The organism is Pseudovibrio ascidiaceicola, assembly GCF_900114245.1.
In the GTDB taxonomy this organism is placed as follows: domain Bacteria; phylum Pseudomonadota; class Alphaproteobacteria; order Rhizobiales; family Stappiaceae; genus Pseudovibrio; species Pseudovibrio ascidiaceicola.
Map to the genome: position 1 here is coordinate 234924 of NZ_FOSK01000009.1, position 15276 is coordinate 250199.

General features: G+C 51.0%; 13 protein-coding genes. 8 read left to right on the forward strand and 5 right to left on the reverse strand.

Translation table 11 applies throughout. The annotated features are described in order from the left end of the window. Positions 1 to 24 precede the first annotated feature (24 nt). Positions 25 to 732, forward strand: coding sequence for a response regulator (locus tag BM231_RS18000; protein ID WP_093521479.1), 708 nt, complete (start codon positions 25 to 27; stop codon positions 730 to 732). Between the two features lie 6 nt (positions 733 to 738). Here the strand turns inward: BM231_RS18000 and BM231_RS18005 are convergent, their stop codons facing one another. Further along, positions 739 to 3129 carry an ATP-binding protein gene (locus BM231_RS18005; protein WP_093521480.1) on the reverse strand — a complete coding sequence of 797 codons (2391 nt, stop codon included), beginning with the start codon at positions 3127 to 3129 and terminating at the stop codon, positions 739 to 741. A gap of 131 nt (positions 3130 to 3260) precedes the next feature. Beyond that, complete coding sequence (locus tag BM231_RS18010; RefSeq protein ID WP_063312099.1) at positions 3261 to 3599, reverse strand: hypothetical protein; 339 nt, start codon at positions 3597 to 3599, stop codon at positions 3261 to 3263. A gap of 318 nt (positions 3600 to 3917) precedes the next feature. Here BM231_RS18010 and BM231_RS18015 point away from each other — a divergent pair, with 318 nt between their 5' ends. Beyond that, on the forward strand, positions 3918 to 4553 hold the full coding sequence (locus tag BM231_RS18015) for a hypothetical protein (RefSeq protein ID WP_093521481.1): 636 nt from the start codon (positions 3918 to 3920) through the stop codon (positions 4551 to 4553). A gap of 125 nt (positions 4554 to 4678) precedes the next feature. Here the strand turns inward: BM231_RS18015 and BM231_RS18020 are convergent, their stop codons facing one another. Beyond that, on the reverse strand, positions 4679 to 5317 hold the full coding sequence (locus BM231_RS18020) for a TetR/AcrR family transcriptional regulator (RefSeq protein ID WP_093521482.1): 639 nt from the start codon (positions 5315 to 5317) through the stop codon (positions 4679 to 4681). A 298-nt stretch (positions 5318 to 5615) separates the two neighbouring features. Between BM231_RS18020 and BM231_RS18025 the strand changes: the two genes are divergently transcribed. The 6 genes from BM231_RS18025 (at position 5616) to BM231_RS18050 (ending at position 13033) form a co-directional block, all read left to right on the forward strand. Further along, positions 5616 to 7949: a TonB-dependent siderophore receptor gene (locus BM231_RS18025; protein ID WP_093521483.1), complete on the forward strand. Its 2334-nt coding sequence runs from the start codon at positions 5616 to 5618 to the stop codon at positions 7947 to 7949. Positions 7950 to 8018: 69 nt separating this feature from the next. Next, complete coding sequence (locus BM231_RS18030) at positions 8019 to 9059, forward strand: iron-siderophore ABC transporter substrate-binding protein (protein ID WP_093521484.1); 1041 nt, start codon at positions 8019 to 8021, stop codon at positions 9057 to 9059. Continuing rightward, on the forward strand, positions 9059 to 10108 hold the full coding sequence (locus BM231_RS18035; protein WP_093521493.1) for a FecCD family ABC transporter permease: 1050 nt from the start codon (positions 9059 to 9061) through the stop codon (positions 10106 to 10108). The genes BM231_RS18030 and BM231_RS18035 overlap by 1 nt, the downstream gene beginning before the upstream one ends. Continuing rightward, a complete protein-coding gene (locus BM231_RS18040; protein WP_093521495.1) occupies positions 10105 to 11145 on the forward strand; it encodes a FecCD family ABC transporter permease in 1041 nt (346 codons plus the stop codon). The genes BM231_RS18035 and BM231_RS18040 overlap by 4 nt, the downstream gene beginning before the upstream one ends. Then, positions 11145 to 11936, forward strand: a complete 792-nt coding sequence (locus BM231_RS18045; protein WP_093521497.1) for an ABC transporter ATP-binding protein — start codon at positions 11145 to 11147, stop codon at positions 11934 to 11936. Before BM231_RS18040 ends, BM231_RS18045 begins: the two co-directional genes overlap by 1 nt. A 38-nt stretch (positions 11937 to 11974) precedes the next feature. Beyond that, positions 11975 to 13033, forward strand: coding sequence for a siderophore-interacting protein (locus tag BM231_RS18050; protein ID WP_093521499.1), 1059 nt, complete (start codon positions 11975 to 11977; stop codon positions 13031 to 13033). Between the two features lie 6 nt (positions 13034 to 13039). Here the strand turns inward: BM231_RS18050 and feoB are convergent, their stop codons facing one another. Both feoB and BM231_RS18060 read right to left on the reverse strand, forming a co-directional pair. Beyond that, positions 13040 to 14863, reverse strand: coding sequence for a ferrous iron transport protein B (feoB, locus tag BM231_RS18055; RefSeq protein ID WP_093521501.1), 1824 nt, complete (start codon positions 14861 to 14863; stop codon positions 13040 to 13042). After that, positions 14847 to 15176 carry a FeoA family protein gene (locus BM231_RS18060; protein WP_093521503.1) on the reverse strand — a complete coding sequence of 110 codons (330 nt, stop codon included), beginning with the start codon at positions 15174 to 15176 and terminating at the stop codon, positions 14847 to 14849. Before BM231_RS18060 ends, feoB begins: the two co-directional genes overlap by 17 nt. Positions 15177 to 15276: the final 100 nt, after the last annotated feature.

A 15276-nucleotide genomic window follows, 5' to 3' on the forward strand; every position in this document is an offset into this window, starting at 1 on the left:
AACACACAAGCCGACAACAAGCATATGACAAACAAGGCACATATACTGGTCGTTGATGATGACCTGACCAGCCGCGTCGCACTTTCCGGATACTTTGAGACTGAAGGATACCGTGTTTCTGAAGCAGAAGACGGGGCGCAGATGCGTTCGGTTTTTGCTGGTGGTGATGTGGACCTGATTATGCTTGATATTCGATTGCCTGATGATGATGGTCTGACGCTTTTAAAGGACGTGCGGAAGAAGTCCGACGTCGGGATCATCATGGTGACGGGCCGGACAGATGAAGTAGACCGGATCGTTGCGCTTGAGATGGAAGCGGATGACTATGTAATCAAGCCGTTTAGTCCGCGTGAGTTGCTGGCGCGTTCCAAGAACCTTTTGCGCCGTGTGAGAGCAGGGCGAGTGTCTTGTGTTGTTGATGAGCGTGTGTTGAGTTTCTCAGGCTGGGTTCTGGATTTAGATAAACGTGGGCTCAAGTCTCCTGAAGGGGAAGACGTTCGACTGACACGCGGCGAATTTGAGTTGCTCTCTGCGCTGGTTGAGAACAAGGGCCGTGTGCTCACTCGTGATAATCTGCTGGATCACCTGAACCACCGGGAATGGGACCCCAGCGACCGAACTGTTGATGTGCTGATTGGCCGGTTGCGCCGTAAGATTGAGATTAACCCCAAAGATCCGACTTTGATCATGACCGTGCATGGTGTGGGCTACGTGTTTACTGGCGCGTACTGAAGGCGCTTATGGGCTTGTCGACGTTTTCGTCAGGCAACTGAGCCAGGTTTCGTTCAGCTTGTGCTTTGAGGCTGTATAGGTCACCTCCAGAGCGCTGAAGATCTCCATAGTTTTGTGTTTCTCCTCATTTTGAGCTGCGTGTTCCAACTGCTCTGCGAGATCAGCGGTATGAATGAGGCCCACATTATGTGAGGCACCTTTCATACTGTGCGCCTTGTCTCTGATCTTGGAGAAGTTTTGGGTTGCGATGTGGTTTCGTAGCTCTGGAATGATGAAGCGCGATGTTTGCATATATGCATCGAAAATGCGTTTAGCGCGGACTTCTCCCAACATCTCGAAATGACCACGTAACACTGTTGTATCAATGAGCTCTGTAGGTTGCTCCTGCAATGTCTGTCTGGATTTACGTGCAAACATGGCTCTGTCAGAGAGGCAGGAGGCGATGGCATCCTCAAGGTCCTCTTGGGAATACGGCTTGCCAAGGAACCCATCGGCACCAGCAGTGAAGCTCTTCTCGATATCAGCTAGGAAGATGCAGGCGCTTTGTACAATAACAGGAATGCTTGAGATGTGATGATAGTGAGAAGCACGGATCCGGGCGATGGTATCTGTGCCGCTGAGGCCGGGCATGCGATTGTCCATGAGCACCAGATCGAAGTGGTGCTGGTTCAACTGGGCCAATGCATCTTCCCCGCTGCCAACTGTGCAACATCTATGGCCTGCCTTTTCGAGAAAGCCTTCAGTCACTAACTGATTGACCTTATTGTCTTCAACCAACAAGATTTTCAGTTTTTTCGGCTTCCAGGTATCCTGTTTATCTTCAATGACGCTGACAGTTTGATCCGTTTCGTAGAACGGAATGGTGAAGTGGAAGCTTGCGCCCTGAGTTTGGTTAGAGCGGCAACCGATTTCGCCACCCATCGCGTTGACCAGCCGTTTTGAGATTGCAAGACCGAGACCAGTTCCTCCGAATAAGCGATTGATCGCGGCGTTTTGCTGTACAAATGGTTCAAACAGATAGCCGTGATCTCCGGTGGGCAGACCCACTCCAGTATCCGTCACCATGATCTGAAGACATCGGGCCTGTCGGATCTTGCTTACAGGAATATGTACACCGATGGTGATGGAACCTGCATTGGTAAACTTGATGGCATTGCTAACGAAATTCAACAGGATCTGCCTGATCTTGGTGGGATCAGCCCGCAGTATCTCTGGAACCTGAGGATGTACATCTATGTGAAGCCGTAGGCCTTTGGTCTCCGCGTCTTGTTGTGTCAAATCGATGACTTGCTTGATGACTTGTCGGATCTTGAAATCAACGGTCTCCAATTCCAGTGAACCTGCTTCCACCTTAGAGTAATCCAGCACATCGTTGAGGATTGAGCGCAGCATTTCGCTGGAAGAGATGATGCCATCCAGATAACGGTGCTGCTCTGGGTTCAGGTCTGTATCTTTAAGGAGATCTGCTAATCCAAGCACACCGTTCAGCGGCGTTCTGATTTCGTGACTCATGGAAGCGAGGAACGTGGACTTAGCGCTGTTGGCCGCTTCAGCTTCTTCCTTTGCCTTTTTATGATCGGTGACATCATTGAGGATAAGGATCATGCCCGGAAACTTGCGGCTAAAGTCGACGATATGTTGGGCGCGAATATCAAAAACGCGTGGACCAATTGAGGTATCCAGCGTGATGTCTGTAAAGCAGCTTTCCAGCTTTTGCGGCAAGTACGCCTGTAGCTGGTTTGTCAGCAGTTCTCGTGTCGCGGCGTTGACGTATTTGATGTTGGTGTTCTGCAACCCGCAGAAAACAGCTTGTGCTGCATAATTGAGATCATTGACCTTGCCGTCCTCGTCCATCAACACGATTGGGTCGCTCAAGCTCTCCAGAATGGTGAGGTACTTGTTCTTCTCATTGGTGATACGGCGGTTTTCTTCATAAGCCTCATGCAGTTTTTTATCTTCTGCAACACCACTCCATTCGGTTGAAAACCCAAGTTCCATGAAATCGAAATAGCGCAGTAAGTAGGCGCGATATCTGGCACAATCTGTCTCTGAAAACCCTTGTGTTTCCAGCAGGTCCAGATAAGCGCGGCGGTAGTACTTTGTCAGACCGAGGAAATAGCCCAGTGTTACACCTCTGGATCGGTGGCTCCTGGCTTGCTTTACGCCAAATGCAGCGAAGGGATGATTGGAAAAATCGGAGCTGACATCAATTTCAGGCGGTGTGTCATAACACTCCATCGCTTTGACAATGGATTTCGAGAGGCCTTCAACTGATATTCGCCATGCCTCCCGCAGTGTGGCTGTGTACTGCGTGTAACCCTGACTTTTGGCATAAAAGAATATGCGGTCTATCAGTGTGTTTTCATTTTCTAAAATCAGATTTCGCAGCACATGCATGACAGCCTCCGTCCTGCTTTCAGGCATGATACGAAGGGAAGGGACGGTCAAATTAAAACTGCTGTGCTACGTGCTGGGGCGTACGCAGCACTTCATAGCTGGTGATGCTTTTGAGTGTTTTGCGATGGAAGTCAGTTCAGGTAGCGGGAACCGAACCTGTTCAGCGCGTCCCTTAAGGTTTCCTGTTCATCCAAATGACGGTTGGCTTCCATCTCGTTGTGATCCAGTTGAGGGCTTTCTTCCGTCATGCGAAGGTGATCACCTGAGTTTTCCTGAAGTTCTTCGATAATATGATCGAAGACCTGTAAGCGCTCTTTTAAGGAGTGCTGGCCGCTGTGTTCCAGAAAATCTTTCAGTTTGGCCAGTTCTGCCAGCAAAATGGTGTTGTCTGCGATTTCTGAGTGATAGGTGCTCATAATCCCTTCAAGAGCATTTACATCTTCACCAGCGTTTGGGTTTTCCAAGCTCATTACAGGTCTCCTCGTTCTGGGGGAGCATGCGGTCGTTCCTATGGTGATATGTAATTATTATCTAGCGATAAAAAGAGGTAGTGAGCGTTGCCTAATGGAACTGAGGTAAGCCGTTGTTTAAGTCGGGCCGGACAGTTCTATGAGAACTTTAACGGTTTCATTGGAGTTAAGCTCGCTCATGAAGACCGCCTTCCACGTTGATGGGTTTCTCATTTCTTAACCATCTGCTGAGTTCTAAAGTTCCAGAATCTCACGCGTTCGTCAGGCTCTCGTCATTCCTCACAAGCGTTTTAATGCAGATACCGTGAGGAGTTTGATATGAGAAAAACAATAGGAGCGGGCGAGCTGGATGCCGCAACTTTGGAGTTTGGACTGCTGGTTGGGCTGCTTCTTCCCGAGGGAAAAGATCCTGTAGAATACAAACTCAACAAAGATTGGTTGAAAGACCCAGTTGCTCAATTGCGTAAGCAGCTGAAAACCGTCAGCAAAGATCTCAATGGGTGCCTGAGCAATGCGCTAAATGCCTTGAAGAAGGGGCACAGTGATAGTGCTGAGGAGTTCAGCAAATGGAACCCGCTTCTTTTTCCAGCTATCGGTTTTGGAGGCCATGTCGGCGATCTGGGGGAAGTGCCTGCCATTGACTGGCTCTCGCTGATCACGAATGGCGGAGACGTGCCTGAAACCGTTGAAAACTGGGTTCAAAAAGTTGCCAGAGACCGAAAAACTCTAAAAGCATGGGGAGCCGCACTGGTTGGCCTCGTAACTGGTCACCTGGACCCCCCAACCGGAACGGGAACCTTGGACGATCCCTATCTCTTCGCGATCATGGAAGTGGGTTCGATGGGAACTTTGCACTTATCACTGGCCGCAAAGGAAGAAAAAGACGGTTCTGTCGCCCTTGTCCCAGGACTCTCGTTTGATAGCGATCCGATTGATCTGGATGGTGAGAACTGAGGTAGGTAGGATATATCCATTGTTTGGTGATGCTTATTTGCAGGGGCTAATTATCTCTCCGTAATAGGGGACGCATGGTGCCTTATGTGCAAAAAAGTCGCCAGCCTTCAGCATGATAGAGACTGTCATTGCTCCAACCTCTCAACATCAAACACAAGATAGAGCAGGTTTTTGCACCAGTGCATTACGGTTTTGCGTTCTTGTTCATCTGTTGTGAGGGCGACGATGTTGAGGCAGGAGACGCTGATGAGGTTTTGGAGATAGGCGAGACGCTGAGGATTGTGTGGCAGCTGGCGGCCAAACTTTTCCTGAATACGGATGAAGCGTGCCAGAATTTGGTTCACGTGCGCTTCTTCAAGCTCTGACAGCTCTTTGGATGAGTTCATGGAGCGGCGTAGTTGCCAGTGACCTGCAGAGTTGGCGTCATAGCTGATTGCCATTTGCTCGAACATGTCATCGATATAATCCCGGATCGGCTCGCTGCCATCGTAGCGGGTATCCAGTTCATCAAGTCCGGTAAGAGCGTTTTCCAGCCAACGGCGAAACAACTCATAAAGAATGGATTGTTTGTTGGGAAAGAAGTTGTAGAGCGAGCCCACACTGACACCAGCGCGGCGGGCAATCTCATTGGTGTTGATCCGATCAACCTGGCCTTCGCTCAGCATATCCAATGTTGTCTGCAGGATCAGTTCGATCTTTTCACGTGAGCGCTGTTGTTTGGCTTTCTTTCGCAAAGCGAGTGATTGCGCGTTCATGGATGGCATGGTCTGGCTGTCCTTTGTAAATCTCGCTTCCCTGTGTTCTGCCCAACAAGATTTCCAGAGGCAAGCCCTTTAAAAAAGAATCAGCAGATATACTCACTGAATATCTTGACTTATAAAGTCATGTTATCTACTAGATTAAAAATCGAGTTATTGCTCAACTTTTTGATCGTTAGGCCTGAAGCTGTCGCAATTTCTAAAAATTTTGAAAAATCAAATGATTGCGCTCCATCCAAATTAACCGTCAAGCCAGAAGCCAGACACCTTTGGAGCGATTATCAGTGGGATAGGTGTTTGAAACATGGGCATCCACTACAAGTCTGCGCTTCTGTCTGGCTCCTCTATTAGCTTGCTGCTGTTTGCTGGAATTGCGAATGCGCAAGAGGCGGGACCTCCCAATCAGGATCTGGATGAGGTTGTTGTATACGGCTCTTCCGTCGCCGAAGACGCGTTGGCGCCGACCCTGGGTTATGTCCCAACTGAGACAGCGAGTGCAGGCCGTATTGGTTTGCCGATCGAGGAAACACCACGTTCTGTTTCGGTGGTTTCCTCTCAGCAGATGGAAGATCAGGGCGCAGAATCTATTGTGGATGCGATCTCCTATAGCGCGGGTGTGATGCCGGCAATTTATGGTTTCGACCTTCGCTACGATAACTACACAATTCGCGGCTTTGAAAGTGGTGTAGGTGGTGTGAACTACCGGGACGGCCTGCCGTTGCGCATCTTTGCGTGGGGTGGTTGGAACATTGAACCGTTTGGTGTGGAACGTGTTGAAGTGCTGCGCGGGCCTTCCTCTGATCTAATCGGGGCTAATCAGCCTGGTGGTCTGGTGAATACAGTCACTAAGCGCCCACTGGAGGATTTTGAGGCCAAGATTCAGGCCTCATATGGCAATCACAACCGCAAGCAAATTGCTGCAGATGTGACGGGTTCTTTGTCCGAAGCGTCGCCCATCAGTTATCGTTTGGTCGGTGTAGGACGGCTTTCTGATACGCAGGTGGATGAAGTCAAAGATGACCGACTATATTTTGCTCCATCACTTACCGCTAAGATTGGCGACAATACCAAGCTGACTTTGCTGGCGCAGTACCAGAAGGATATTCAGGGCGCCAGCTGGCAGATCCTGCCAAGCATGGGTACATTAAAGAGCAATGGTCAAGAAGGTGATTTTGATTATAGTACCTTTGCAGGAGACCCGGATCGGAAGGGTTTGAACCGGGACCAGCATTATATTGGTTACGAGCTGGACCACGATTTTGGTGACGGTGTTGAGCTCTATCACCGTGCCCGCTTAGCCTATAACAAAATCAACTATGATAGCGCTTATAACGGCGGCGCGCTTGATTTTGATAGTTTGACCAGCAGTCCAACTGCCATTTCTGGTATTGATACTGCAGTTCTCATTGCCAACGAAGTGGATGAAACTGCGTGGCAAGGCTCTGTTGACACGGCGTTGAAATGGGACAAAGAATTCGGGGCGGTCTCAACACAGTTTGTAGCGGGTGTCGATCTTTATAAAGGTCAGTCAGAAGCAGATCTGGGCGGCGGCTATGCAGGTGAGAAAAACCTGAAAACGGGTGATATCACTAGTAATTTGGGCAATCTTCTCAAGGCCGGTGGGACCACTGGGAACCCAGTCGCAGACAATGCATTTTATGCTTATGTTGATGGACTGCTGGCTCCGCAAACCGGTTATCAGGACCAGAAGGTTTCGCAAGCGGGTGTATATGCTGCTGCCAACTCAAAGATTTTTGACAAATTTCGTCTTGATTTGAGCCTGCGTCATGACTGGCTCTCAACTGAAACCAGAGCAAAACTTGCTTCTCCAGGAGCAATGGCAGCGCATGAAAGCACCTACAATACTGCGCTTACAGGCCGTATTGGTGCTTCTTACGTGAGTGATATAGGATTCATTCCGTTTGTCAGCTATGGTACTTCCTTTGACGTTCCGCCAGCAGGTGTGACCACAGACGGGAAAGTCTTTGATCCGACCACAGCAGAGCAGTTCGAAGTTGGACTGAAATATGCACCAGAAGCCTTCAACGGGTTCTTCAGTGTTACAGGCTTCCATATCACCAAAGACAATCTGGTGGTCTCTGACCCAGATAATTCAGCACACCGAGCACAGGTCGGAGAGGTAAGATCTCAGGGGATTGAAGTAGAAGGGGCAATTGAGTTGTTCAACGGCTTGTCGGCGCTTGCCAGCTACACCTACCTTGATACAGAAATCACCAAGGATCTGACTGGCAAACTGGCAGGCAAACAGCTGGAGCGCACGCCAGAACATTCTGGGTCCTTTTGGCTCAAGTATGATTTTGCCGATCAGGGCAACTGGTTGGATGGCTTGAGTATAGCTGCCGGCGCTCGTTATCTGGGGGATCGTTATGCAGACACAAAAAACACGGTACAGCTGGACGCTGTCACACTGCTCGATGCGGGGGTGACTTATGAATACAACAATCTGAAGCTCTCCTTCACAGGACGAAACCTTGCTGACAAGTCCTACATCAGCCATTGCGGAACTGCCTCGCTGGCAGATCCATCACTTGGGCTTTCTATCCCAACGATGGATTCCATGAACTGTACTTATGGCCGAGGGCGTGAGTTGCGGTTGCAGTTGACCAGTACTTTCTAGAGTTTCTCAATCAGTAAATACGTTGATGCCACGGGCTTTACGGTCCGTGGCTGGTTTTGTGAGAGTGACATGCAAACCATCCACGCATGCATCAAGAAGATAGAGCTGTTGTTGTACAGCGGTTTGCTGTGTCTTGCTGTAAGCCTGCTGGGCATTCAGCAGACGACAGCAGCTGAGTTTCCTGTGGTTTTTGAGCATCAGTATGGGACAACGACGGTCACAGCAGAGCCCAAACGGATCGTTTCTGTCAGTTTCATTGGGCATGACTTCCTTCTGGCGTTGGGAGTGAAGCCGGTAGCGCTTCGGCGTTGGTATGGCAATTACCCGAGCGGTGTTTGGCCTTGGGCGCAGCCCGCTCTGGAGGATGCTAAGCCGACAGTCATGTGGGGTGAGATCAATGTGGAGCAGATCGCTGCTCTGAAACCTGATCTGATCTTGGGTTTGTGGTCTGGAATGACCCGTTCTCAGTACAAGATACTTTCGCAGATTGCGCCCGTTCTCGTGCCTGAAGAACGTTTCGGGGATTACGGCACGCCGTGGCAGCAGATGACGCGCACGATCGCGAAAGCTGTTGGACAGCCTGAAAAAGGTGAGCAGGTGGTGCTGGATCTGGAAGCGCGCTTTGCGGCCATTAAGAAACGCAATCCGGCATGGCTCGGCAAGTCTGCTGTGGTTGTGTGGCCAGGTGATATTGGGGCCTATCCTTCGTCAGATTTGCGTGGGCGTTTTCTGAGCGATCTTGGGTTTGTTGTCTCCGAAAAAGTTGAGGCGCTTGTTCGCAGCGATCTTTTTTATGTTCGTGTCTCGCCAGAGGATTTGGATCCGATTGATACGGATGTGCTGATCTGGCTCGACTTTGGCTCAGGAGCCACTCAAATCAACACCTTGCGCTTGCGCCCAACCATGAGGGCTTACAAAGAAGGGCGCGAGGTGGTGGCGACGCCGATGATTGCTGCTGCGCTCTCGCATTCTTCACCGCTGAGCCTGAACTTTGCGTTGGACCAGCTGGAACCGTTGATCGCGGCGGCGATTGATGGTGACCCGGCAACACCTGTTGCAACTTCGGTTGAGGCAGGCATCACCCGTGCACAGCAAATGGAGGGGCGGTGATGTTTGTTGAAGCTGCTCAACGTGTTGGAACTGCTGATGGTTCTGTTGTTTCCGGTAGATCTCGTGGTGGTTGGTCGCTCCTGTTTTTGCTGATCCTGGCTGTGTTATCTGTTGCTTCGCTTGGTGCAGGTGTGCGTGCAGTCCCGTTCTCAGCAATCAGTGATGCTTTATTGGCAACCGATCTAAGCAATCCAGATCATATCGTGATTATGGAAATGCGTGTGCCGCGGCTCATTGGGGCGCTGTTGATCGGCGCGTCTCTGGCAATGGCTGGTGCCATCATGCAGATCGTGACGCGTAACCCGTTGGCTGATCCGGGATTGTTTGGAGTGAATGCCGGTGCCTCTATGGCCGTTGTGCTCTCCATTTGGGGAGCAGGCATTTCTGCGGCCGGGATGTTCATCTGGCCAGCAATGGCGGGTGCGTTTGTGGTGAGCATTGCGGTGTATGGGCTTGCCAATCTGGGGCAGGGCGGAGCCAGCCCCTTGCGCATGGCTTTGGCAGGTGCAGCTGTCAGCTCGTTCCTTTTGGCATTGGTGCGTGGTGTACTGCTGGTCAGTCAGCAAACGTTGGAAACCTATCGCTTCTGGGTGGTTGGCTCACTGCAAGGCGTCAAGCCGGAGATCTTGTTCCAACTATGGCCGTTCTTTGCAGCTGGCTTTCTTGCCTGCGTTCTCCTCGGGCGCTGGCTCAATGCACTTTCGCTTGGTGAGGATTTAGCGAAGTCACTTGGCACTAAAATGGGTCTTGTGAAGGCGTTGAGTTTGTTTGCTGTGGTCTGTCTCTCAGGCGGTTCTGTCGCTTTGGCAGGACCTGTTGCATTTGTGGGGCTTGTTGTGCCGCATGTGGCACGACGCTTCAGTGGAGCGGACAGCGCTTGGTTGTTGCTGTTCTCAGCTTTGCTGGGTGCGTTGTTTGTGCTGTCCGGAGACATTCTTGGCCGAATAGTGCTTGAAGGTCGTGAGCTGCAAATTGGCGTCACAGTGGCATTGGTAGGTGGTCCGTTCTTCGTCTGTCTCCTCAGAAAAACAAGGATGATGTCTCCATGAAGTTACTCGGTCATCATCTCGTCGTGCCGTTACCCGGCGGTGCATTGCTCATGCGTAAGCGCAGTGCTGTGGTGGGTGCAGTCTTGCTGGTACTCAGCTTAGTTGCACTGTTTGCTGCGCATTGGCTTGGAGCTTATCCAATCTCAGCAAACCGTATCGTTCCGCTGTTCTTCAGCGGGGAAGGCGGTGTGGACCAACTCATCCTTCTGGATGTGCGGATGCCGCGTATTCTCGTCGGAGTGTTTGTGGGCGGTCTTATGGGCATGTCCGGCGCAATCTTTCAGGCACTTATGCGTAACCCGCTGGCATCGCCAGATGTGCTTGGGTTCAATGCAGGCGCCGCGTTTGGTGCATTGTTGACGATCTTCCTGTTTGGATCTGCAGCCTACGTGTTTTGGGGGGCAGTGGCTGGTGGAGTGTTGACGGCGCTTCTTGTGGTCGCACTGTCCTGGCACCGCGGGCTTGATCTGTTCCGGTTGATCATGGTTGGTATTGGTATTGGGTTCACTCTGCTGGCCTGTGCTGATTTTCTCATGTCTCAGCTTGATATTCAGCGTGCTTCTGACATGGCAAAATGGCTCGTCGGTAGTCTTGGGCAGGTGCAACGCGAAGACATAGCACCGGTTGCCATCGCATTTGTCGTTCTGGGCGCACTGGGTGTTGTGCTGCAGTACTTTTTGGACAGACTTGCCTTCGATGAGGACCTGGCAGCGGGCTTGGGCCTCAAAGTGAATGGCCTGCGGTTGCTTCTGGTTGCTGTTGCTGTGGTCATGACAGCAACAGCTGTTGCAGTTGCTGGCCCAATCCCTTTTGTGGCCTTTGTCTCTGGCCCAATAGCTCGCCAGCTTTCCAGAACTCCATCGTCAGCGCTTATCCTTGCTGCTGGGATTGGTATTCTCGTCACGTTGTTATCTGACACCGCTGCACGCACATTGGTTGCAGCTTTTCAAATGCCGACGGGTGTTTTTACAGCTCTTATCGGTGCTCCCTATCTTATTTGGTTGCTTGCCCGGCAGGCAAAACGGAACCTCATCTAATGCTTGAGCCTCAAGAAAATACGCCGCTGGAAGCCAAGGATCTAGGGCTTTCGTTTGGATCGCATGTTGTCCTTAAGGACTTTAATCTGGCAGTCCCGAAAGGGCGGGTTTCGGTTGTGATTGGCCCGAATGCCTGCGGAAAATCGACACTCCTGCGGTCATTGGCTCGATTGGAAAAACCGAGTGCGGGTACTGTGTTGCTGGATGGTAAATCCATCCACAAGCAGCCCACACGCGGGGTTGCCAAGCGCCTCGGTATTTTGCCCCAGATGCCTGTTGCACCTGAAGGTATCACGGTTGGTGATCTTGTAAGCCGCGGTCGTACGCCTCACCAGTCCGTCTGGCGGCAATGGTCGCGGCAGGATGAAGTGGCCATTCAAAATGCGATGGACATGACAAAAATTACTGAGCTGCGTGACAAAGCTTTCAGTTCGCTATCTGGCGGTCAGCGGCAACGTGTCTGGATTGCAATGGCACTGGCACAGGAGACTGATCTGTTGTTGCTGGATGAACCAACGACTTTTCTTGACCTTGCACACCAGATTGAACTGCTTGAGTTGTTGAAGCGATGCAATGAAGAACAGCAAATGACGATCGTCGCTGTGTTGCACGATATCAACCTCGCAGCACGCTATGCTCATCATCTTGTGGTGATGAAGAACGGGCAAATCGAAGCGCAGGGCAGTGCTGACAAGGTCATCACACAAGACATCATGAAATCAACCTTTGGTCTGGAGTGCTATGTGATGCCTGATCCGGTGAAGGGAACCCCGCTGGTTGTTCCAGCTTGATGCCACTAACGACTTCAATAATTTAGAAGAGCACTTTGATGACAACCACAGCAACAGAACTTCATAAGATTGAAAGCCTCATTCCGGGTATCGAGTATGCCAAGGCTATTGAACTGTTTGGAGCTGAAGCAAAGCTTCATAATCTGACACTAGAGGAGGTCACCAGCGAGCACTACCGTGTAAGTTCTCCTGTCGGGCTGGTCGAGTTTCTGAAAGTGGATACGCAGGCAAAGCTCGTGATCTCTGCATCATCCCAAGATGCCCTGCATTTGGTGAAAGAGAGCATCGAGCATCTGATCGGTCACGTTGATATAAACATTCCACCTCAGATGGTCTGGAGCGGGGATTTTACAGCAGGCGTTTACCCGCCCAACTTTCTCGAAGTTAAGGTTGTCAGAACAGCGGCTTTCAGCTCCAACTTCATACGGGTAACCGTTGCAGCGAAGGGCATCGAGCGCTTCTTTGAAGGTGGGCTGCACTTCCGTCTGTTGTTTTCGAAAAACCTGGGTTTTGAGGCCCGCTGGCCTTATTGGGATGATAAAGGTCGCACAGTCTGGCCTGAGGGCGATCATGAACTGATGCGTCCTGTCTATACAGTCCGTCAATTCGACAGGTCAGCACAGAGCATCGACTTTGACGTCTTCCTGCATGAGGGCGGACCGACGGCGGAGTGGGCTGCTCGCGTCAACGAAGGGGACAAAGTTGGTTTGCTTGGTCCTGGTGGCGGATGGATTCCTGAAGCTGACTATCTGTTGCTTGCTGGCGATGAAACGGCCATTCCAGCCATTTCACGCATTCTGGAAAGCTCTCCCGCAGACGCAAAAGGTACGGTGATCATCAGTGTTTCAAAAAAGGGTATGGAAGCCCCAATCCCTTTGCCTGAGACAATGAGCCTTGAATGGATCTATCGGGATGTTGATGGTCATGACGGATTGCTTGAAGCCGCAAAGCAGGTCGAAATTCCTGAGGTTCAGGAGGCATTCCTCTGGTTTGCTGCTGAAAAGAAAACTGCGAAGAAAGCGCGCAAACATTTCCGCAATGAAGTCGGCTTCAAAGCCGACAACTGCTATATCGCGGGGTTTTGGGAAGAGGAATAAGTCTTCCTAAAATCCAAAGAGTTTTGCGCCTTGATAAAACAGGAATGACACCAGCCAGGCATAGCTTAGTGACAAGATCAGCGAGAAACTGGTGAACTGCCAGGACTTGCCTTCGGAGTGCACTGTCGCAATGGTTGTTAGACATGGTGTGTAAAGCAGGCAAAACAGGCAGAAACTGTAAGCTTCCAGCGGTGTGACACTCATTGAAATAGCTTGAGAAACACCGCTGGCAGATAAAGCGTAGATCGTGGACAATGACCCGATGACGATCTCTTTGGCGATGAAACCGAAGATCAGTGCCAGTGTGAGATACGGATTGATGCCGATTGGCTCCATGATCGGCTGAAGCAAAACACCCAGTTGGCCGCCATAGGTGCTCAATCCCTCCGCGCCAACTGGTAGGTTCGTTAACAACCAGACCAAAATGCAGCCGATGATAATGAAGCGCGAAGCTCTTCTGATGAACTCGCGCACCTCCCCCCAGCCTCTAAGTAAGACCTGTTTGACGGTCGGGATCCGATAAGGGGGTATCTCCAACAAGAAAGGTTCCTGACTCTTAAACTGCTTGGAAAAGCTGAAGATGGCAGCCGTTGAAAAAGCGGCGAGGAAGCTGATCACATAAAAGGAGAATAACACCAGCGCACCTTTGGAACTGGGAAACGTGGCGCTGATGATAAACACGAATACAGCAAGGCGCGCAGAGCAGAGCGAAAATGGAATAACCAGCATAGCCAGAAGGCGCAAGGAGCGGGTACGCATGACCCGTGTGCCCATTAATGCGGGTACATTGCAACCGAATCCCATCATCTGCATCACGAAGGCACGCCCATCCAGCCCGACGCGGCGCATCAGAGCATCCATCAAAAAGGCAGCACGCGCCAGATAACCACTGTCTTCAACAGCAGCCATGCAAAAGAAAAAGAGCACAAGAAGCGGCACAAATGATGCGACTGTCGACAGGCCAAGCCATATGCCATTGATCAGGAAGCTATTGAGCCAGACGGGCGCCCAGGCCAATCCCGGCTCCAGCAGTACCGTTTGTATCCAGTCAGCACCTCGGCTTACAAGATCCTGAGAGGGAAGACCGATCTCCCAGATTACGGAGAAGATAACCAGCATGCTGAGGAAGAACATGGGCAGGCCCAGCAGTGGATGCAAGAACAGCTGATCCAGCTTTTCTGTCAGTGTTTTCGGCCAGATTTTTGGAAGGGTCACGCAGCCTTTCAAGGCATCATCAAGCGTTTCCTCGGTCATCAATGTTTTGAACAGCGAGTCATAGTCCGCCAAAACCGGCTTGCTGGCAAAGTCAGAGCTTAAACTGTCCGAAACTTGCTTCATAGCATCGTCAAAGCCGGTGCCGTATTTGGCGCTGATCAAAGCCACCGGCATCTTGAGAGAATCCTGCAACTGCTCAAGATCAAACGTGATACCGAGCTTATGAGCTTCATCACACATGTTGAGCATGACAACAGCGGGTAGCCCTAGTGCCTTCACCTGCAAAGGCATCAGGATCTGTCGTTCAATCTGCGCTGCGTTGATGACGATGATAACCAGATCAATTGGAAATTTTGTCAAAAACCGGTTCACCACTGCTTCGTCTTCAGACCCACCTTCCAGATTGTAGATGCCTGGCAGGTCGACATACTCCACATTACGCCCTGCCAACGGAACGCGGGCGCGCATTACATTAACGGTAATCCCCGGCCAGTTGCTAACGGAGGCGCGGGCGTTGGTGATGCGATTAAACAACATGGATTTGCCAGTGTTTGGCTGGCCGATAAGTGCAATGCGTGGGGTACTCTGCGCACCTGCCTCAGGTCGAGGGTTCATCGCCTTTGATCTCCTCCACAACAACGCAACGGGCTTCAGAACGTCGGATCGCAACCTGTGTTACCTGATTGACACGAAGCAACATTGGGCCACCCAACCACGCCAGCCGCATAACGCTAACCTCTTTCCCAATGTTGATCCCTAGTGCGTTCAAGCGAACGACCAAAGTGCGTCCATCAGATGTTTCCTCGCTCACGATCTCTCGCACAATGGCTCTTTCGCCTTTGAGAAGGTGATTGAGACTGCGTGTTTTCGGTGCACTGCTCATGATCTGCTTTTGGGGCGTTGAGATGAAGTTGAGGTTTAAACTCATGAATACACAAGCTCCTCTCAGCAAACTGGTTAGAAGCGTGTTGCTGTTGGCGCGAAAACTTAGCTAAAGCAGAACTCAATACGGTTGTCCCATGAGATCT